At 70.0% G+C, this 18,514-nt stretch carries 20 protein-coding genes; 9 read left to right on the top strand and 11 right to left on the bottom strand.

Annotated features, from left to right (window positions below):
• Nucleotides 1–136: 136 nt before the first annotated feature.
• Nucleotides 137–1,051: a S1C family serine protease gene (locus Pth03_RS33245; protein ID WP_203948417.1), complete on the top strand. Its 915-nt coding sequence runs from the start codon at nucleotides 137–139 to the stop codon at nucleotides 1,049–1,051.
• 13 nt (nucleotides 1,052–1,064) lie between these two features.
• Here Pth03_RS33245 and Pth03_RS33240 read toward each other — a convergent pair whose 3' ends face one another.
• Nucleotides 1,065–1,790 (bottom strand): alpha/beta fold hydrolase, encoded by a 726-nt coding sequence (locus Pth03_RS33240; RefSeq protein WP_203948416.1) that lies wholly within the window; start codon nucleotides 1,788–1,790, stop codon nucleotides 1,065–1,067.
• Between the two features lie 43 nt (nucleotides 1,791–1,833).
• Between Pth03_RS33240 and Pth03_RS33235 the strand changes: the two genes are divergently transcribed.
• The gene (locus tag Pth03_RS33235) at nucleotides 1,834–2,823 is read left to right on the top strand and encodes a helix-turn-helix transcriptional regulator (RefSeq protein ID WP_203948415.1); all 990 of its coding nucleotides are present in this window, start codon (nucleotides 1,834–1,836) and stop codon (nucleotides 2,821–2,823) included.
• Here Pth03_RS33235 and Pth03_RS33230 read toward each other — a convergent pair.
• The 3 genes from Pth03_RS33230 to Pth03_RS33220 all read right to left on the bottom strand — a co-directional run bounded on the left by Pth03_RS33230 (nucleotide 2,803) and on the right by Pth03_RS33220 (nucleotide 5,929).
• Entirely contained in the window at nucleotides 2,803–4,095 is a 1,293-nt protein-coding gene (locus tag Pth03_RS33230) for a glycosyltransferase family 4 protein (RefSeq protein ID WP_203948414.1), read from the bottom strand. The genes Pth03_RS33235 and Pth03_RS33230 overlap by 21 nt on opposite strands.
• Nucleotides 4,096–4,173: 78 nt before the next feature.
• On the bottom strand, nucleotides 4,174–4,815 hold the full coding sequence (locus Pth03_RS33225; RefSeq protein WP_203948413.1) for a class I SAM-dependent methyltransferase: 642 nt from the start codon (nucleotides 4,813–4,815) through the stop codon (nucleotides 4,174–4,176).
• Nucleotides 4,816–4,894: 79 nt separating this feature from the next.
• The gene (locus Pth03_RS33220) at nucleotides 4,895–5,929 is read right to left on the bottom strand and encodes an Rv2578c family radical SAM protein (RefSeq protein WP_203948412.1); all 1,035 of its coding nucleotides are present in this window, start codon (nucleotides 5,927–5,929) and stop codon (nucleotides 4,895–4,897) included.
• 137 nt (nucleotides 5,930–6,066) lie between these two features.
• Here Pth03_RS33220 and Pth03_RS33215 point away from each other — a divergent pair, with 137 nt between their 5' ends.
• The 3 genes from Pth03_RS33215 to Pth03_RS33205 all read left to right on the top strand — a co-directional run bounded on the left by Pth03_RS33215 (nucleotide 6,067) and on the right by Pth03_RS33205 (nucleotide 9,099).
• Nucleotides 6,067–6,333: a DUF3040 domain-containing protein gene (locus Pth03_RS33215; protein WP_203948411.1), complete on the top strand. Its 267-nt coding sequence runs from the start codon at nucleotides 6,067–6,069 to the stop codon at nucleotides 6,331–6,333.
• 388 nt (nucleotides 6,334–6,721) lie between these two features.
• Nucleotides 6,722–7,372 carry a lysophospholipid acyltransferase family protein gene (locus tag Pth03_RS33210; protein WP_203948410.1) on the top strand — a complete coding sequence of 217 codons (651 nt, stop codon included), beginning with the start codon at nucleotides 6,722–6,724 and terminating at the stop codon, nucleotides 7,370–7,372.
• A 104-nt stretch (nucleotides 7,373–7,476) separates the two neighbouring features.
• Nucleotides 7,477–9,099 carry a penicillin-binding transpeptidase domain-containing protein gene (locus Pth03_RS33205; protein WP_203948409.1) on the top strand — a complete coding sequence of 541 codons (1,623 nt, stop codon included), beginning with the start codon at nucleotides 7,477–7,479 and terminating at the stop codon, nucleotides 9,097–9,099.
• Nucleotides 9,100–9,124: 25 nt separating this feature from the next.
• On the opposite strand, the gene Pth03_RS33200 is transcribed toward Pth03_RS33205, so the two are convergent.
• Nucleotides 9,125–10,012 carry a helix-turn-helix transcriptional regulator gene (locus Pth03_RS33200; protein WP_203948408.1) on the bottom strand — a complete coding sequence of 296 codons (888 nt, stop codon included), beginning with the start codon at nucleotides 10,010–10,012 and terminating at the stop codon, nucleotides 9,125–9,127.
• Between the two features lie 122 nt (nucleotides 10,013–10,134).
• Here Pth03_RS33200 and Pth03_RS33195 point away from each other — a divergent pair, with 122 nt between their 5' ends.
• Entirely contained in the window at nucleotides 10,135–10,677 is a 543-nt protein-coding gene (locus tag Pth03_RS33195; RefSeq protein WP_203948407.1) for a GNAT family N-acetyltransferase, read from the top strand.
• Here the strand turns inward: Pth03_RS33195 and Pth03_RS33190 are convergent.
• Complete coding sequence (locus Pth03_RS33190) at nucleotides 10,646–11,605, bottom strand: tyrosine-type recombinase/integrase (RefSeq protein WP_203948406.1); 960 nt, start codon at nucleotides 11,603–11,605, stop codon at nucleotides 10,646–10,648. The two genes, Pth03_RS33195 and Pth03_RS33190, sit on opposite strands and share 32 nt — an antisense overlap.
• Before the next feature lie 109 nt (nucleotides 11,606–11,714).
• Nucleotides 11,715–12,530, bottom strand: coding sequence for an SDR family oxidoreductase (locus tag Pth03_RS33185; RefSeq protein WP_203948405.1), 816 nt, complete (start codon nucleotides 12,528–12,530; stop codon nucleotides 11,715–11,717).
• A 94-nt stretch (nucleotides 12,531–12,624) separates the two neighbouring features.
• On the opposite strand from Pth03_RS33185, the gene Pth03_RS33180 reads away from it, so the two are divergent.
• The gene (locus tag Pth03_RS33180; RefSeq protein ID WP_239119551.1) at nucleotides 12,625–13,011 is read left to right on the top strand and encodes a winged helix-turn-helix transcriptional regulator; all 387 of its coding nucleotides are present in this window, start codon (nucleotides 12,625–12,627) and stop codon (nucleotides 13,009–13,011) included.
• 177 nt (nucleotides 13,012–13,188) lie between these two features.
• On the opposite strand, the gene Pth03_RS33175 is transcribed toward Pth03_RS33180, so the two are convergent.
• A complete protein-coding gene (locus Pth03_RS33175) occupies nucleotides 13,189–14,076 on the bottom strand; it encodes an NmrA family NAD(P)-binding protein (RefSeq protein ID WP_203948404.1) in 888 nt (295 codons plus the stop codon).
• 340 nt (nucleotides 14,077–14,416) lie between these two features.
• On the opposite strand from Pth03_RS33175, the gene Pth03_RS33170 reads away from it, so the two are divergent.
• Nucleotides 14,417–14,986: a TetR/AcrR family transcriptional regulator gene (locus tag Pth03_RS33170; protein WP_203948403.1), complete on the top strand. Its 570-nt coding sequence runs from the start codon at nucleotides 14,417–14,419 to the stop codon at nucleotides 14,984–14,986.
• Between the two features lie 140 nt (nucleotides 14,987–15,126).
• On the opposite strand, the gene Pth03_RS33165 is transcribed toward Pth03_RS33170, so the two are convergent.
• From Pth03_RS33165 to Pth03_RS33160, 3 genes are all read right to left on the bottom strand, one after another.
• Nucleotides 15,127–16,107, bottom strand: a complete 981-nt coding sequence (locus Pth03_RS33165; protein ID WP_239119550.1) for an aminoacyl--tRNA ligase-related protein — start codon at nucleotides 16,105–16,107, stop codon at nucleotides 15,127–15,129.
• Nucleotides 16,080–16,349: a hypothetical protein gene (locus Pth03_RS41775; protein WP_239119549.1), complete on the bottom strand. Its 270-nt coding sequence runs from the start codon at nucleotides 16,347–16,349 to the stop codon at nucleotides 16,080–16,082. The genes Pth03_RS33165 and Pth03_RS41775 overlap by 28 nt, the downstream gene beginning before the upstream one ends.
• 208 nt (nucleotides 16,350–16,557) lie before the next feature.
• The gene (locus Pth03_RS33160) at nucleotides 16,558–17,394 is read right to left on the bottom strand and encodes an AraC family transcriptional regulator (RefSeq protein WP_239119548.1); all 837 of its coding nucleotides are present in this window, start codon (nucleotides 17,392–17,394) and stop codon (nucleotides 16,558–16,560) included.
• 154 nt (nucleotides 17,395–17,548) lie between these two features.
• Here Pth03_RS33160 and Pth03_RS33155 point away from each other — a divergent pair, with 154 nt between their 5' ends.
• Nucleotides 17,549–18,499 carry an alpha/beta fold hydrolase gene (locus tag Pth03_RS33155; protein WP_239119547.1) on the top strand — a complete coding sequence of 317 codons (951 nt, stop codon included), beginning with the start codon at nucleotides 17,549–17,551 and terminating at the stop codon, nucleotides 18,497–18,499.
• Nucleotides 18,500–18,514 lie beyond the last annotated feature (15 nt).

Below are 18,514 nucleotides of genomic sequence, written 5' to 3'. Positions count from 1 at the left end.
CCACTAGAAAGGCGTGATCGTCGCCAGTAGATCCAACGATCCGGGCTTCGGCGGGACAAAAGTCCTACAGGAATACCGCCGGGCCGCATGCGTGCTTATCGTGTAATCACGTAATCATCGACATGCGGGAGGTCCGGTGGCGCTCGACGCGTACTCCCAGATCGTCTCCTCGGTGGCGGCCGAGCTCACCCCCAAGGTCGCCGCCGTCACGGCCGGGCGCGGCAGCGGTTCGGCCGTCGTCTTCACCCCCGACGGGTTCCTGCTGACCAACGCTCACGTGGTCGGGTCGGCGAAGAGCGGGACGGTGGCCTTCTCCGACGGCGGCTCGGCCGACTTCACCGTCGCCGGCGCCGACCCGCTCTCCGATCTCGCGGTGATCCGCGCGCTCGGCCCGACCCCGGCTCCGGCCGTCCTCGGCGACAGCGACGCCCTGGTCGTGGGGCAACTGGTGGTGGCCGTCGGCAACCCGCTCGGCCTGGCGGGGTCGGTGACCGCCGGGGTTGTCTCGGCCCTCGGGCGTTCCCTGCCCGCCAGGAGCGGCTCGGCCGTACGGCTGATCGAGGACGTCATCCAGACCGACGCGGCGCTCAACCCGGGCAACTCCGGGGGCGCGCTCGCCGACGCCGACGGCCACGTCGTCGGCGTCAACACGGCCGTCGCCGGCGCCGGCCTCGGGCTCGCGGTGCCGATCAACTCCACCACCCGCTCGATCATCGCCGCCCTGATGAACGACGGCCGTGTACGGCGGGCCTACCTCGGCCTGGTGACCGCGCCGACCCCGCTCCCGCCCGACGTACGCGAGCGAGTGGGACAGCGGAGCGCACTGCGGGTCGTGGAGGTGGTGAGCGGATCGCCCGCGGCCAAGGCCGGGCTTCGGTCCGGCGACCTGGTGCTGAGCGCCGGTCGCCAACCCGTCCAGGACGCCCAGGGGCTGCAACGGCTCATGTTCGCCGGCGCGATCGGCCGGCCGCTGCCCGTCACGGTGCTGCGCAACGGAGCTCTCGTGGACGTGATCGCCGAGCCGGTCGAACTCGACCTTTCCGCCCGCTGACGCGGGCTCGCCCCTACCGGATTCCGCCGAGGAGCGCCGCCAGGTCGGCCGGGCGGGACAACATCGGCCAGTGTCCCGTCGGCAGGCCGTGCAGCTCCCATTCCGGCCCCGACAACGACGCGAAGAGCGGATGGCCCGAGGTGATCAGCCCCCGGACCTGATCGACCGGGAACGAACAGCTGATCAGCGCTTTCGGCAGCTTCTCGAACGCCCCGCTGAGGGACAGCTGCTGCGTGATCGTGCCGAGAGGCTGGTCGGTGGCCCGCCCGGCCATGAGTGCGCGCTCGCGCGGGCCCAGGCCCTCCAGGCTCACCCCGGCCGCCGTGAACTCCTCCCACGACCGCATCGGGTAACGCCAGCCGTCCACCAGGCCGGACTCGACGTCGTCGCGCCCGGTCAGGTCGATCTGCGCGGCGCCGTCCGGCACCGGGCCGCTTTCGAGGAAGACGACGCGCGCGATCCGTTCGGCGGCGCGGTCGGCCGCCCCCGTCACTGCCGCGCCCGCGCCGCTGTGGCCGACCAGCACGACGTCGCGCAGGTCCTCGAAGGCCAGCAGGTTCGTGATGTCGTCGATGTGAGTGCCGGTGGTCAGGACAGGCGAGGCGAGGTGCGAGCGCTCCGCGAGGCCGGTGAGCGTCAGCGGGTGCACCGTGTGGCCGGCCGCGCGCATCGCGGACGCGACCTCCTGCCACGCCCAGGAGCCGAGCCAGAAACCGGGAACGAGTACGTAGGTCGTCATGGGGTCGACGCTAGAACCGAATCCGGTCAAAATCGGTCCTGATATGTCGACGAACCGTGTGCTCGCCCTTCTTGAGCTCCTGCAGGCCCGGCCTGGGCTCACCGGCCCCGAGATCGCCGCCCGCCTGGAGGTGGACGAGCGGACCGTCAGACGCTATGCCGTACGGCTCGGCGACCTGGGCGTGCCCGTGGAGGCGGAGCGGGGCCGCTACGGCGGCTACCGGCTGATGCCGGGCTACAAGCTGCCGCCGCTGATGCTGACCGACGACGAGGCGACGGCCGTCGTGCTCGGCCTGCTGGCCGGGCGGCGCACCGGGCTCTGGGTGGGGGAGACGGCCACGGCGAGCGCGCTGGCGAAGATCCAGCGCGTGCTGCCGGAAGCGCTGCGCGAGCGGGTGGGGGCGGTCGCGGACACCGTGGACGTCACGTCGCGCAGCACGACAGCCGGGAGCGGGCCGAGCGGCGCGCTGGTGCTGACGTTCGCCGAGGCAGTGCGCGGCCGCCGCACGGTACGGCTGGCCTACCGCTCCTACGCCGGCGTGGACAGCGAGCGGGAGTTCGATCCTTACGGGCTCGTGTTCCATTCGGGCCGGTGGTACGTCACCGGCCACGACCACCTCAGCGGGCAGGTCAGGACGTTCCGCGTCGACCGGGTGGCCGGCGTGGAGCCGACCGACGCGGAGTTCTCGCCGCCCGCCGGGTTCGAGCCCGCGGCACACGTCATGGCATCCCTGGCCGGCGTGCCGTACGAGCACGAGTTCGAGGTTCTGCTGGACACGACCCTGGAGGAGGCCAGGCGGCGCATCCCGCCGTCGGTGGCCGCGCTCGCCCCCGCGGACGGGGGCGTGCGCATGACGGGCAGGGCCGATCGGCTGGACGGCCTCGCCCAGATGATGGCCGGCCTCGGATGGCCGTTCACGGTCATCGCCCCCGGCCGGCTCAGGGACGAGGTGAAAGCGCTGGCGCGCCGCCTGGTCGCCTCGGCGGAGAGTTCCGGGCGCGACGCGAGGGGATCAGCCGCGCTGGAGGAGTGAGGTGAGGAACGTCTCCCAGCGGTTGCCGATGATCTCCATGTCGTAGCCCGCCGCGGTCTCGAGGGCGTGGGCGCCGAGCTTGGCGCGCATGTCCTGGTCTTCGATGAGCGTGCAGATCCCCTCGGCCAGGGGGACGATCTTCTTGAAGTCGATCACGAGTCCGTCGTGGCCGTGGGTGATCAGCTCGGCGGGCCCGGTCGGGCAGTCGAAACTCACGACGGGAAGGCCCTTGCTCATGGCCTCGAGGATGACCATCGGCATGCCCTCGTGGCGGGAGCTCAGCACGAACATCGACGCCTTGGCGAGTTCGGGGCCGACCTCCTTCATCGCGCCCTCGAGGATCACCTTCCCGACGAGGCCGTGTTTCTCGATGGAGGCCTCCAACTTCTCCCGCCGCTTGCCGGCGCCGATGATGCGCATGGTCCAGTCGGGGTGGCGCTCCGCGACGTGGACCCACGCCCTGATCAGCATGTCGTGGCCCTTTTGCCAGGTGAGGCGGCCCACGGTGACGGCGGTCTTGTCGGTGAGCGGCGAGACGCCGCCGGTGAGCGGGGTCACCGCGTTGGGGATCTGCGCGAGCACGCCGGGGCGGTCTTGCAGCTTGGCCTCGTAGCTGCGCAGGTCGGTCTCGGTCAGGGTGACCAGCGCGTCGAGCTTGCCGTACCGGCGGACGATCTGGCTGCGCACGGAGGGCTGGTGGGTGGTGAGGTTCATGTGCTCCTGCCCGACTGTGACGACCTCCGGCGAGGCGAGAAGCGCGGTGACCAGGTTCAGGCCCGGCCGGGTGCCGATGAGGACGCCCTCGCGTCGGGAGCGGATGTAGCGGGCCAGCTTGATGTCGGTCCTCAGCGTGAACCAGTGGTAGGCCGCTTCCTCCTTGGGGATCAGCCGGCTCGGGAAACGCGACAGCAGGCCCTTGGGCTTGGCGACGCGGTCCTCCAGGTAGCGCACGCGCACGCCCGGCGGGATGGGGAAGAACGGCTCGGCGTTCTCCTTGACGATGCTGACCACCTCGACGTCGTGGGTCCGCGCGAGGTGACCCGCCAGGTTGAACACCGTGCGCACCGTGCCGCCCATGCCGTTGGCGTGCAGGAGCAGGATGCGGATCTGCTTCCCGTCGCGGGGCGGTGCCGAGCGGAGGCGCTGCCGGTTGCGGGCGTCGAGTGCCCCCAGGACCATCCGACGCCCGGCCCTCTTCAGCGGTTTGGCCGCTGATTTGACCACGCCCGTGACCGGTTTCGTGACGGCACCGACGCGATTTGAGAGAGACAAGTCATACTCCGTTTATGTCGTGTTAAATCCCCCATCTCTCAGACGCAACGGAAGTGTGCTTCGTTGTTGTGATTTGCGTCACAAAAGGCGCCAGATCGTCGTTTCCGTGAGCGCCGCGTTCTCCAGCGCTGCGGGCACCGCGTGCCGCCCGGTCTGCTCGAATCGCTCCCGGGGCAGGTAGGAGCACAGGCGCCCGGCGTCCCCTGCCAGCACCTCCGCTCCTCCATCGCGGGCCCGGGAGAGGAATGGCATGATCCGCTCGGCCAGAGCCCGCTCATAGAACGCGTCGCCGACGAGCACGATCTCGTCACCGGTCGTCGAGTCGAGGAGGTCGCCGTCGACGACGGTCACCTCCACGTCGTTGGCCTCGGCGTTGAGCACGGTCGCGGCGAGGGCGTGCGGGTCGACGTCGTTGGCGCGCACCCGGGCCGCGCCCGCCTTGGCGGCGGCGATGGCCACCAGGCCCGACCCGCAGGCCAGGTCGAGCACGCCCCGCCCGCGCACGATCTCGGGGTGGTCGAGCACATGGCGGGCCAGAGCCTGCCCGCCCGCCCAAGCGCAGGCCCAGAAGGGCAGCCGGCCCATCCGTTCCCACAGGTCGTACAGCTCGTGATCCTGATCGTCGCCGGACGGGCGCGCGCCATGAAGCAGGTGCAGCCGGACCTCCGGCACGTACGGCACCGCCGCGAGCGTCGTATGGGCGCGGACGAAGTCCTCCACGCTTGGCGATCGTAACGGCCGGAGCGGGTGGCCCTCACCCGTTCGGCGTGGCCCTCGACGCCGCCGGAGGGCGCATCCGTCAAAGAAGAGTGAGCTGTTCGGCCACGGGCCGGGCCGCGGGGGCCGGGCGGGCGGGCGGGGTCCGTGCCGCGCGCGGGCTCGATCGGCCGATGCCGTGGTGGCGGGCGAGCGCCTCCACCTCGCGATGGACACGCTCCTGGTAGGCCTTGGGCGCATAGGCGCCCCTGCCGTACAGCTCCATGTAGCGGGGGACCAGGCGCGGGTGCTCGCGCGACAACCAGGCCAGAAACCATTCGCGGGCGCCCGGGCGCAGGTGGAGGACGATGGGCGAGATGTGGACGGCGCCGCTTTCCGCGATGCGCCGTACGGTCTCGTCGAGCATCTCCGGTGTGTCGGTGAGGTAAGGGAGGATCGGGGCCATCAGGACGCCGCAGCGGATGCCGTGCTCGTTGAGCGTGGCGCACACCTCCAGGCGCTTGCGCGGATGGGGTGTCCCCGGCTCCACCGCGCGCCACATGGCGTCGTCGACGAATCCGACGGAGACGGCCGTGCCGACGTCGGTGACGTCGTTGGCCTCGACCAGCAGGCCGAGGTCGCGCAGGATGAGCGATCCCTTGGTGAGGATGGAGAAGGGGTTGGCCGCGTCGCGCAGGGCCGCCAGGATCCCCGGCATGAGCTTGTAGCGGCCCTCGGCTCGCTGGTAGCAGTCGACGTTGGTGCCCATGGCGATGTGCCGGCCGGCCCATCTGGGGACGGCGAGCTCCTTGCGCACGAGCTCGGCGGCGTTGACCTTGACGATGATCTTGGAGTCGAAGTCCTCGCCGGAGCCGAGGTCCAGGTATTCGTGCGTCTTCCTGGCGAAGCAGTAGGTGCACGCGTGGCTGCATCCCCGGTAGGGGTTGATCGTCCATTCGAACGGCACCCGGCTGGCCCCGGGGACGCGGTTGATGATCGACCGGGCGTGGATCTCGTAGAAGGTGATTCCGCGGAAATCCGGAGTGTCGAAGGTCCGGGCGACCGCGCCTCGCGCGAACAGCGGGGCGGGCGCCGCCTGCGGTTCGTGATCGGTCAGACGCAGATTGTCCCAGCGCATGAACTTGATTAGAACAAAGGTTCGACGTTGATCGCAACTCTCCACGACCGGGTAAATACGAGGCCTGGAAAGCGGCTAACGATCTTCATCGTTGGGCAGAACGTCCGCACACACCTTGCGTTCCGGGGAGGTCCGCCATGGCCTGGTCGCATGACGAAGAGCGGATGCTGGCGATCATCGAGAGGCATCTGTCCGACGACGATCCCCGGCTCGCCGCCCGTCTGGAGTCGTTCAACGAGAAGGTCGAGCGGCGTTCGCAGGGCGGGCAGCGCTCCTCGCGCCGATTGCGGAAGCCCCGACGCTCCACTGTTGTCATCGCGGTGAGCTGGCTGCTGATCGCGACGCTGGTCGCCACCTTGCTGGTCATGGCGCTGCACAACGAGGCGGCCGCGTTCCCCCTGTGAGGGGTCGCGTAAAAAATGACGGCTCTTAAATCGGTCTATAACGGACATATCTGCCCTGCTTTGGAATAGGCACCACGAGGAGTCCGTTAAGCTCATGGAGGCCGATGTGGTTTGTGTCCCCCGGGCCGCAATTACCGCCTTCACGGAATACCGTTCGGCTGGAGCCGTGTTGTGCATCTCGCCGAGGAGGCGACCGCCACATCGGCCCTCGGCGTGAACACCCCGCGACGCTTCGTGCGTCGCGGGGTGTTCGTCTTTCCGTACGGTGGGCTCGTCCGACTTGGCGGAGCCGTACAAAATTTGTGAACGTGAGTTGCCCGGGGCACATACTCCACCCGGTCGTGGCGCGTCCTAGGGTTGACCGCATCACACGCCGGAGGAGAGCCCTGTGCTTTACCGCACTTCCAAGATCGTCACCGTCCCGCTGATCCGTCTGCTGTGGCGTCCGAAGGTGGAGGGCAGGAAGTACATTCCCGCCGCAGGCCCGGCGATCTTGGCCTCCAACCACCTGTCGGTGCTGGACTCCTTCTTCCTTCCGGCGATGCTCAGCCGACCGATGCGATTCGTGGCCAAGAACGAGTACTTCACGGGCAACCGGCTGACCGCCACGTGGATGCGGGGCATGGGGACGATGCCGATCGACCGCGAGAACGCGTCCGCGGCTCAGGCCATGCTCGACTCGGCCGTGGAGGTCCTGAACTCCGGCGAGCTGTTCGGGATCTACCCGGAGGGCACCAGGTCTCCGGACGGCAGGCTCTACCGCGGCAAGATCGGAGTGGCCTGGCTGACCCTCACGACGGGCGCCCCCGTGATCCCCGTGGCGATGGTGGGCACCGAGAAGGTGCTGCCGCCGGGGGAGTCCAGGCCGCGACTGCACCGCATCGGCGTCCGGATCGGCCCCCCGATGACCTTCGCCGGCGACGCCGCCAGCGCCCGCGACCGCAGGGCCGTGACCGACGAGGTGATGGCAGCGATCCAGAAGCTCTCCGGCCAGGAATACGTGCCGCGATACGCGGCAAGCGTGAAGAACGCCGCCTGATGACGTGTGGGTAACGTTTTGCCCACGCTAGGCTCAGCGTCGTCCCGCAGTGTGTCGTCTGACCTATTGAGACTGCTTGCTGGCCCAAGAACACGGGGGTACGCGTGCCACGAGGGCGAACCATCGTAATTACGTCGATCGCGGGCGTGGTCGTCCTGGCGGCCGCCGGTGGCGGCGCCTACTACGTGCTGCACACACGGGGCACCCCGCAGGAGACGGCGCAGCGGTTCACCTCGGCGTGGACCCGCGGCGACCTCACGGCCATGAAGACCGAGCTGGCCGCCCCCGCATCGGGGTTCGACGCCGCCTACGCGGAGCTGACCAAGAACCTCGGCGCCACCAAGGTGACCGTGAGCGACCTGTCCGTCAGCGCTCCCGCCGACGGACACGCGACGGCCAAGTACACCGTCACGGCGTCCCTGAAGAACATGGGCGACTGGACCTACCAGACGCAGGTCGGCCTCACGGTGAAGGACCACTACTGGAAGGTCGACTGGTCGCCCCAGTCGGTCCATCCGGCGCTGGACGGCACCGACCACCTCGCCGTGAAGACCTCCTGGCCCGACCGGGCAACGATCATGAACGCGCAGGGCGACCGCATCGACGTGGGGGAACCGGGCGGCTCTGTCCAGCAGCTCGTCGGCTACCTGGACAAGGCCACCGCCAAGGACGTCAAGAAGCTGGGCACCGCCTACCGCGTCGGTAACGCCATCGGCAGGGGCGGGCTCCAGGAGACCTTCCAGAAGCAGCTCGCCGGCACGCCGACGACCACGATCGAGGTCACCGGGTCGCACACGGAGACCCTGCACACGATCAAGGGCAAGCCGGGCAGGTCCGTCACGACGAGCCTCGACCCGCGCATCCAGGCGGCGGCCGCCGACGCCGTCCGCAACGTCAAGAAGCCCACGTCGCTGGTCGCCATCCGGCCGTCCACCGGCGAGATCCTCGCCGTGGCGAACAACGTCGGTGGCTTCAACCGGGCGATCGGCGGCATCTACCCGCCGGGATCCACGTTCAAGACGATCACTGCGGCCGGCCTGCTCGCCGGAGGGCTCACCCCGTCGTCCAAGGTCACCTGCCCGGCCACGTCGAAGATCGGCGGGCTGGACATCCGCAACTCCGACCACGAGGCGTTCGGCTCGCTGACGTTCTCCGACTCCTACGCCCACTCCTGCAACACGACCTTCGCGCCACTCGCGGCCTCGAAGCTGGGCGCGCAGAAGCTGTACGACACGGCCACGCTCTTCGGGTTCAACCAGAAGCTCAACATCGGGGTGCCGACGACCAAGGCCAGCATGCCGAAGGCGACCAGCGACGCGGAGCTCGCCTCCGAGGCGTTCGGTCAGGCGCGGATCACCTCGAGCCCGCTGGTGATGGCCGCGGTGGCGGCCGCCGTCGCCGACGGCAACTGGCGTCCCCCGACGCTGGTGCCCGCGCTCAAGCAGAAGCTGAGCGTCAATCCGCTGCCCGACGGGGTGGCCGCTCCGCTGCGCAGCATGATGAGTGCCGTGGTCACCAAGGGCACCGCCCACGGCTCCGGTCTGCCGGCCGGTACGGCGGGCAAGACGGGTACGGCCGAGTTCGGTCCCGCCGGGGACATCAAGACGCATGCCTGGTTCATCGGCTTCAGGGGGAACGTGGCGTTCGCCGTGCTCGTCGAGGCGGGCGGCATGGGCGGCTCGGTGGCCGCCCCGATCGCCGCGAAGTTCCTGAAGTCCATCGGCTGACCCGCGTACGGCCCGGCCGTACGGGTCAGTCCTGCCTGAGCCGGCCGCCGCCGGCGGCCTGCCCGGACCGGTGGATCCTGCGGGGGTCGGCGGCGATGCCGGACAACAGGACCAGCGCCTGCTCGGAATCGCTGCCGGGCTCGGCGTGGTAGACGACGAGGACTTGCCCGTCGGTGCCGGAGACTGCGAGCTTCTCGTACCTCAGCTCGATCAGGCCGACCTGGGGGTGGTCGAGGCGGCAGAGGCCGGTGCTCGTGGGCTTGGCATCCTGGCGGGCCCACAACCTGCGGAAACGTTCGCTGGAGACCGACAGCTCGCCGACCAGCTCGGCCACGCGGGGGTCGCTCGCCTCAGCGCCCGCCTCACCGGCCACGCGTGCCCGCAGCCCTGCCACGACGGCGGCGGTGACCCGGTCCCAGTCGCGGTGGAGGGCCCGCACGGCGGGGTCGAGGAACACCGCCCTCACCTGGTTGACCCCCCGGGCGTAGATCGGGGACAACGCGGTGGCCAGCTGGTTGGAGCAGAGCACGTCCATGTGGCGGCCCTGCACGAACGCCGGTGTGGTCGGCCACGACATGATCAGCTGCTGGATGCCGTTGGGCACCCGTTCGATGTGGCGGGAGGATCGCCTGCGCGGGGCCGGGTGCGCGAGCCGGTAGAGGTGCGCGAGCTCCTTCTCGTCGAGCCGCAGAGCCGTGGCCAGCGACGCGAGTACCTGCTCGGACGGCCGGTGGTCACGGCCTTGCTCCAGCCGCACGTAGTAGTCGATGCTGATGCCCGCCAGCATGGCCAGTTCCTCGCGCCGCAGGCCGGGAACCCGGCGGCGTCCCATGGCGGGAAGGCCCACGTCCTCCGGGCGGATCCGCTCCCGCCGAGTCCGCAGGAATTCCCCCAAAGGGTTGTCCTCGCCCATGCCGTCAGATTACGGGCCCGTCACGATCGCAGCCTGACCCTGTCACACCCAGGATTACCAAGTCCCGGCGCGCGAGTCCCCGTATGCCGAAATGTCAGTATGTGGTCCGGAAAGGGCATTGCATGATTCAGACGGAGCGGCTGGTCCTGCGGCGCTGGCGGGAAGCGGACAAGGATCCTTTCGCGGCCCTGAACGCCGATCCTGCCGTCATGGAGCACTTTCCGGCGGTCCTGAGCCGGGCCGAGAGTGACGCGATGGCCGACAGGATCGCCGCGGACATCGCCGATCGGGGGTTCGGACTCTGGGCGGTGGAGGCGGACGGCGCGTTCATCGGCTTCACCGGGTTGTCGGTCCCCCGCTTCACGGCGGCGTTCACGCCCTGCGTGGAGATCGGGTGGCGGCTGGCCAGGCATGCCTGGGGGCACGGGTACGCCACCGAGGCGGCGACGGCGGCCCTCGGCGACGGGTTCACCCGGCTCGGCCTGACGGAGGTCGTCTCGTTCACGGCCGTGCCGAACCTCAGGTCGCAGGCCGTCATGCGCAGGCTGGGCATGTCACACGACCCGGCGGAGGACTTCGATCACCCGGCGGTCGCCGAGGGCAGCCCGCTTCGCCGCCACGTTCTTTACCGGATCAGCGCGGAGCGGTGGCACCGGGGATCTTGAGCCGGTCGACGGCCTCACGGCGGCGGCGCTCCGGCCGGCGGTCGTAGCGGGCCGTCGTGGCGGGGGAGGCGTGGCCGACCAGCGCCTGGGCGGTCGCCAGGTCCACCCCGGCGTCGAGCAGTTCGCCGATGAACGTGCGGCGGAAGTCGTGGGGCGTCCGCTTCGAGGCCCCGGCGGCCTCCAGGCGGCGGGCGACGACGTCGGCGATCGCCTGGCCGGTCATGTGCGACAGGCGCAGCCGGCCGGCCTTGTTGATCGGGCAGAACAGCGGCCCCGGCTCGCGCCCGCGCTCGGCCAGCCACAGGTCGAGGCGCTGCACGGCCTCGGCCGTCAGGTAGACGAGCCGTTCCTTGTCGCCTTTGCCGAGGACGCGCAGAGATCGGGCGGGCCGGTCGAAGTCGGTCAGCCGCAGCCCGGCGAGTTCGGCCCTGCGGCAGCCGGTCGAGTAGAGCACGGCGAACATGGCGCCGTCGCGCCTTCCCGCGGGGGAGTGGTCCTCGTCGCAGACCTCCAGGCAGGCGCCGAGCACCTCGGGCGGCACGTGGCCGCCCGCGGGCAGCCGGGTGTGCTTGAAGGCGGGCAGGTCGGCGGCCCGCTGGAACTCCTCGCCGGTCATGAGGCCGAGCCGCCAGGCCTCCTTCAGCACGCGGCGCAGGGCGACGAGGTGCTTGTTGACGTGGGCGGGCGACCAGCCCTGCTCGCGCATGAGCGTGCGGAGCCTGATCGTGTGCTCGTAGCGCAGCCGTTCCCACGGTTGCCCCGCTCCCGTGGCGCGCGGGTCTCCGGTGATGAGCCGGGCCATCCTGTCGAGGCAGCCCCGCATCGTGCGTTTCGACTCCGGGCTCTGCAGGGCGTCGAGGTAGGCGTGGTACGGGTCGCGCGCGGGCTGCGGGGCGAGGTCGCGTTCGGGCACTGCGGGGATGTTCATCGCCCTCGATGCTATAAGAAATCTACGTTGTAAAGGTGTCCGGTTTGAGGACCTGTGCCTGCCTGGCCGTACGAACCAGGCAGGCCGGCGCGGCCTCAGGCGTCGGGGTTCAGCGGAAGGCGGCCACGTTGCGGGCGGCCCAGTCGGCGAACGTGTGCGGGGCGCGGCCGATCACCCGCTCCACGTCGGGGCTGACCTGACGCTCGGCGGGGGCCGGCTCGCCGAGGATGGCGAGGGTGCCCTCCACCACGGGTTCCGGCATGAACCGCAGCATCTGCTCCCTGGCCTCCTCGCGGGTCTGCTCCACGAATGCGACCGGTTCACCGAGCGCGTCGCCGATCGCCCGCGCGCGTTCCCGCGGGGCGATCGCCGCCGGCCCGGTGAGCTCGTATGTGCGGCCGGCGTGCCCCTCCTCACGCAGGACCGCCGCGGCGACCTCGGCGATGTCGGCCGGGTCGATCGACGGCAGCGCGACGTCGGCGAACGGCGCGGCGGCCGTGCGGTGCGCGCGGATCGTCTCGGCCCATGCGAAGGCGTTGGTGTGGAAGCCGCCCGGTCGCAACACCGTCCAGTCCATACCCGACCGCTGGACGGCCTCCTCGAACGCCCGGGGGTGGCGGTAGACGTCCGGCCGGGTGCCCGCGCCCTGGGACGACAGCAGCACCACCCGGCGCACCCCTCCGGCCTTGGCGGCGTCGAGCAGGCCGTACGGGTCGTCGCCCGCGACGAGCAGGAACACCGCGTCGGCTCCGTCGAGCGCCTTCCGCATGGTCTCGGGCTCGGCGAGATCGGCCCGCAGGTGCGTGACGCCGTCCGGCACCTGCGCTTCCCTGCGGGAGACGGCGGTCACCTGTTCGCCGGCCGCAGCGAGCGCCTGCACGAGCGGCCGTCCGACGTTGCCGGTGGCTCCGCTTACCACGATCATGATCGGCTCCTGAGTCATAGGGGGATCGGCCGCCGCTCGGCGCAGCGGCCGGGCCGACCATAACAACGCCGGTATAGTAGGTACCTAGGAGAAAGTGACTATCCCGGAGGCGTGCGTGTCGCCCGATCCCGAGCAGGCCTGCCCGATCAGCCCCGTGGTCGACATCGTCTTCAGCCGCTGGACCACCCCGATCCTGTGGGCGCTCCACGAGTTCGGCAGGCAACGGTTCGTCGAGCTGGAGCGCCGGATCTCCACCATCACGCCCAAGGTGCTGACCCAGCGGCTGCGGCAGCTCGAGCGCGACGGCCTCGTGGTGCGCACCTACCATCCCGAGGTGCCGCCACGCGTGGAATACGAGATCAGCGAACTGGGACGCACCCTCGCGCCGCTGTTCGCGACCCTCGCCGACTGGTCGGCGACCCACCTGAGATCGGTCGATCAGGCACGAGAGGCCTACGACGCGGCCGGCCGGGCCCGCTGAGGCCAGCGTATGGCGGCCTAAATCGAACAATGGGTGAGGGTGAGGAGCTTCCGCTGGCGGACGGCCCGCTGGTCAAAGTCCGGCCGCATGACGGCCGGACTCTGTACGCGGTGGTCCGAATCACACGACGGGCCCGGCTGGAGCAGGGGGATGCTCCGGCCATGCCCGTAGGGGAGGTCAGCTTGCCGGCTTGGTGTAGTCGAGCTCGAACAGGGAGCGGTTCTCGTTGATGAACTCCTCGACCGTCACCAGCGGCTGGCCGTTGATGCTCGGGGCCGCGTCGCTGACGCCTGCCAGACGCCCCTCCTGCTGGTCGATGGTGACCGCCTCGAAGTGCTTGAGCTTGGCGGTGTCGTTCTCAAGACCGATCAACTCAAGGAACGTGGTCACGGTGACCTGCTCGAAGGGAAGGTCCTTGCCCAGCACCCGGCTCACCTCGGCCGCGAGCTCCTGGTGGCTGTACTCGACCGGGCCCGTGAGCGTGTAGATCTGGCCGCCGTGCTTCTCGGGCGAGGCGAAGATGTTGGCGGCGGTCAGTGCGATGTCACGGCCGGCGATCGGAGCGAAGCGGCTGTCCCCATTGAAGGGCATCACGTAGCGGCCATAGCGGATGAGCCCGGAGATGTAGAGGAGCCACTGCATGAAGAACGTGATCCGCAGGTGAGTGGTCGGGACGCCGGACCAGTCGAAGACCTGCTCGGACAGCCAGTGGTTCTGGGTGGCCTTGCTGCGCGCGTAGGGGCGCGACTGAATCTGCGACATGTTCACGATGAGCTCGAGATTCTGCTCCTTTGCGGCTTGCGCGAACATGACGGCCGCCTCCACCAGGCCGTCGCCCACCGGGTAGTTGAAGTAGGCACGCTGGACCCCTTCCAGGGCCGCACGCACGTCGCGGAAGTTGAGGAGGTCACCGAAGACGACCTCGGCGCCCGCCTCGCGGAGTTCCTGTGCCCGTGCATCGTCACTGCGGACCAAGGCGCGGACGTTGAAGCCGTCCTTGAGCAGGTAGTCGACCATCGGCCGGCCGGTGGCGCCGTTGGCGGTGGTGATCAGAATCGTGGTCATTTCGTCTCTTCTTTCACTTTGCGGAGCGCCGCGGGTGCGCCGAGTCCGCAAGATCGCTCGAGCGCCCATGGCCAGGCCCAGTTGCAGAGGGCATCGTGGCCGGGACTGCGCCGCCCTGGAACCGATAAGGGCGACGGGCCCACGAGCGGCCGTCCGCCACGCCTCCGGCATCAGTTGTGCCAGGGATCGCATTTAGATTACGACTGATATCTAAGAGAGTCAAACCCGTCGCGCTGCGTAAAATCTGGCACACCTAGAGAAGGCGGACCTTCTGGATGGAAGTGCGGTCGGCTACGATAGATATCGTTGAAACTCTAAGTGGAGAGCGGGTGTCTCCTCAGTGAGCCGTGTGTCCCAAGCCCAGGCCCTGGAGAACCGGGCCAGCGCCGTCGCGGAGGCCGCGCGCCTGTTCCGCGAGCGCGGCGTGCAGGGAGTCAGCGTCGCCGATGTCATGAAGGCCATCGGCCTGACCCCTGGCGGGTTCTACAAGCAGTTCGGCTCCAAGGAAGCGCTCGTGGCCGAAGCAACCATTCGCGCGTTCGAGGAACGCGGCGCATACCTGGCCGGCTTGAGCGAGGCCCACCCCGACGCCACGACGGCACGCAAGGCACTCCTGGACGAGTACCTCTCGCCCGACCACAGGGACGACCCCGGGACCGGCTGCGCCGCCGCGGGCCTTGCCGGCGATATCGCAAAGACGGATGACGACGACATGGGTCCCCGTGGGACCTACGCCGACGGCGTGCGAGAGTTCGCCGACTGGCTGTCGGACACCGACCGCGAGGACGGCCTGGCCGCGACCGCCACCCTCGTCGGCGCCATTCTCCTGGCCCGTGCCACCGCGGGCACGGACCTGTCCGAGGACATCCTCGCTGCCGCCCGCCGCTCGCTGGAGGCGCAGCTTTCCTGAGACGGCCGCCGCGCCGCCGCCGTGCTCAGCCCAGCACAGTGCCGAGCTGCTGCGGGCCTGCCGGGTCACCTCGTCGGCAAGTACGTCCCGACAGGCCCTGCTCCACGCCGTCCAGCGCCTGGGCCGCGACGTCACGGGATCTACGGCATGGCGTCCCACAGGTCGGTCTGGTGGGCGCCGACGAACGCGGTGATCCGCGCCAGCACGTCCGCGGCCGGGTGAGGGTCGAGGCGGCGGCCGTCCCGCAGGCGCAGGGCGATCTGATCGCCGGCGGCCTCCTTGGCACCGATCACCGCCTGGTACGGCACCAGCCGATGGGTGCGGATGCGGGCGCCGAGGCTGCCGTGCTCCGGTCCGGCGACCTCGGCGCGCAGCCCCATGCCGGTGCATCGCCGTACGACGGCGTGGGCCTGGGGGAGTTCGGCTTCGGAGACCGGGAGCACCACCAGCTGGAGTGGGGCGAGCCAGCCGGGAAAGGCCCCGCCGTACAGCTCGATGAGGTGGGCGACGGCCCGCTCGACGCTCCCGATGATGCTGCGGTGCACCATGACCGGGCGGTGCTTGGCGCCGTCCTCGCCGACGTAGTGCAGGTCGAACCGCTCGGGCTGGTGGAAGTCGACCTGCACGGTGGACAGGGTGGATTCGCGGCCCGCCCCGTCGGCGATCTGGATGTCGATCTTGGGGCCGTAGAACGCGGCCTCTCCTTCGGCCGCCTCGTAGGCCAGGCCCGATGACTCGAGCACCTCGGTCAGCAGGGCGGTCGAGCGGTGCCACATCTCCGGGGCGTCGACGTACTTCCCGCCGGGGCCGGGCAGGGAGAGCCGGTAGCGGGCCGGGGTGATGCCGAGCGCGTTGTAGGCGTCGCGGATCAGGTGGAGGGCCGCGCGCGCCTCGTCGGCGACCTGGTCGATGGTGCAGAAGATGTGCGCGTCGTTCAGCTGGATCGCCCGCACACGGGTGAGCCCGCCGAGCACGCCGGACAATTCCGAGCGGTACATGGGTCCCAGTTCGGCCATGCGCAGGGGCAGTTCGCGATAGCTGTGGGCCCGTGCGCGGAACATCAGCGCGTGGTGGGGGCACAGGCTCGGCCGCATCACGATCTGCTCGCTCCCGAGGTCCATGGGAGGGAACATGTCGTCGCTGTAATGGGACCAGTGGCCCGATATCTCGTACAGCTCCCGCTTGCCCAGCACGGGGAGTAGACGTGCCGGTAGCCCGCCCTGCGTTCGGCGTCGCGGATGTACTCCTCCAGGGTGTGGCGCACGGTGGCGCCGTCGGGCAGCCAGTACGGCAGGCCCGCGCCGATGAGAGGGTCGGTGTCGAACAGGCCGAGCTCGCGGCCGAGTTTGCGGTGGTCGTGCATCGTGGTCTCCTCGCGTGGACGGGCGAGTGACCGGAAACGCCGAAGCCCCGGGGCACTCGCCCCGGGGCTTCGGTTCAAGAACACTGTCAGCGCGCCGGGACACTCTCCGGCGTCGTCGTCATGGCAGCGCGCTTCATGGGGGAGACCCTAGCAGAGGCGATCTATCTCCGGCAGCCGCGAAACGGCCTCGCACGGGAAGCGGACCGCGTCATGGCCATGCGATGTCGTCAACCGCCAGCCATGGTTCGCCGGCCATGGTCGCGGGGGTCACTCCGGTGAACGCCATGACGTCCCGATGCAGGTGGGACTGGTCGGCGTAGCCGGCCTCCACGGCGGCTCGGGCGGCGCCTTCACCCGCGGCCAGGCGGTGGGCGGCATGGTCGAAGCGGACCAGCTTCGCGGCGCGTTTGGGCGGCATGCCGATCTGTGAGCTGAACCGGGACCACAGGCGCTTACGGCTCCATCCGACCGCGGCCGCCAGTCTGTCGACCCGGACCAGGCCGCGGGTGATGACGATCCGGTCCCAGGCCCAAGCCACCTCCGGGTCTACGGACGACCCCGTCTCATGTCGGCGGGCGAGCAACGCGTCCGTCAACGCGAAGCGCTCCTCCCACGAGGAGACGTCGCCCAGTCGCTCACGGATCCGTGACGCCTCCTGGCCCCACAGGTCGTCGAGCGCCACCACGACGCCGTCCAGGTCGGCCGGGGAGACGCCCAGAATCGCGCGTGCGACCAGCGGGGACAGGCGCACCTGCACGGCCTCGAAGTTCTCGCCCCGCACCCGAACCAGGCTGGATCCGAACCCGAGCCCGGCGACGAGACTTCCTCGCTGCTGCCGCCCGGCGGCGTCGTCCACGATGAGCGGGCCGGCACCGAACTCCAGAGCCACCGTGACGCCGGGGTGCGGGACCACCCGGTGGCCGGCCGGTGCCAGGCCACGATCACGGAATCCAGCCATGCTGACACCGGCCACCCGGCTGGGCCGCGCCGGGCGTGCCACGTCCCACACAGCAGCATCGGCACGTTCGTGCTCGGTGGACCGCATTCCTCGATGCTACGTGGGCCTGCCGGCCCGGAACATTTGTTCAAGCCGCCGGCGCCCACAACGGCGACAGTGGGCCCATGATTACTTCTGCAGGGGTCGACAACCCCGCCAGTTGTACGACGCCGATCCGCGGTCTCCTTCCGGGGAGCCGGACGTGAGACGCGCAGGAAGCCGCAGAAAGCGCCCCATCATCGCCTCGGCCATTGTCGTCGTGATCGTCGGGCTGCTCTTGGCGAACGCGATGGTGGTGTCGCGGCAGGAGGCCGAGGCCACGGGAAATTCGACCCTGCCTCTCAACGGCGGGAGCATCTACGTGCGCCAGGACGGCCCCCGCGATGCCCCGGCCCTCGTACTGATTCACGGGCTCGCCGGGTCGACCCACTGGTGGGACTCGCTGGCGCCGATGCTGACGAGGTCCCATCTCGTCATCCGGATCGACCTGCTCGGGCATGGCCGGTCAGCCAAACCGGCCGGCGGGGGCTATGCGATCCCGGAGCAGGGACGCCGGGTCGGCGAGGCACTGGACCGGTTCGGCGTGAAGCGCGCCCTCGTAGTCGGCCATTCCACCGGCGGCTCGGTCGCCACCGCACTCGCCGAGCAACGACGCGACCTGGTGACCGCGCTCGCGCTCATCGACTCCGGGCCGCGAATGGACGCCTTCATCTCAGACGGGTTCGTCGGCCGGCTCTTGTCCGTCCCCGTCGTCGGGCAACTGCTGTGGCGGTTCCGGACCGACGGGGTTGTGCGCCAGGGCCTGGGCACCGGGTTCAGCCGCCCCGGCTACGAGATCCCACAACAGCTCGTCGACGATGTGCGCGGCATGACCTACCACGCGCTCACCGCGACTGATCGGGCGGTCGACGACTACCTGAAGCAGCGCGCGCTCCCCGATCGGCTGGCGGCCCTCGGCAAGCCACTGCTGGTGATCTTCGGCAAGGACGACCGGAGATGGCGATCTTCATCCGCCGCCGAATACCGCGCCGTTCCGGGCGCGAAAGTCGAGTTGCTGTCCGGCGTTGGACACTCACCCATGCTCGAGGATCCGCCGCGGACCGCCGGACTCCTTCTGGCCTTCACCGCTCTCCACGCCGCGCAGGCGGACTGACCGCGACGATGAGCC

Source organism: Planotetraspora thailandica (assembly GCF_016863335.1).
Classification (GTDB): domain Bacteria; phylum Actinomycetota; class Actinomycetes; order Streptosporangiales; family Streptosporangiaceae; genus Planotetraspora; species Planotetraspora thailandica.
Note: the sequence above shows the minus strand (reverse complement) of the source record. Positions and strands in the feature narration are given on the sequence as shown.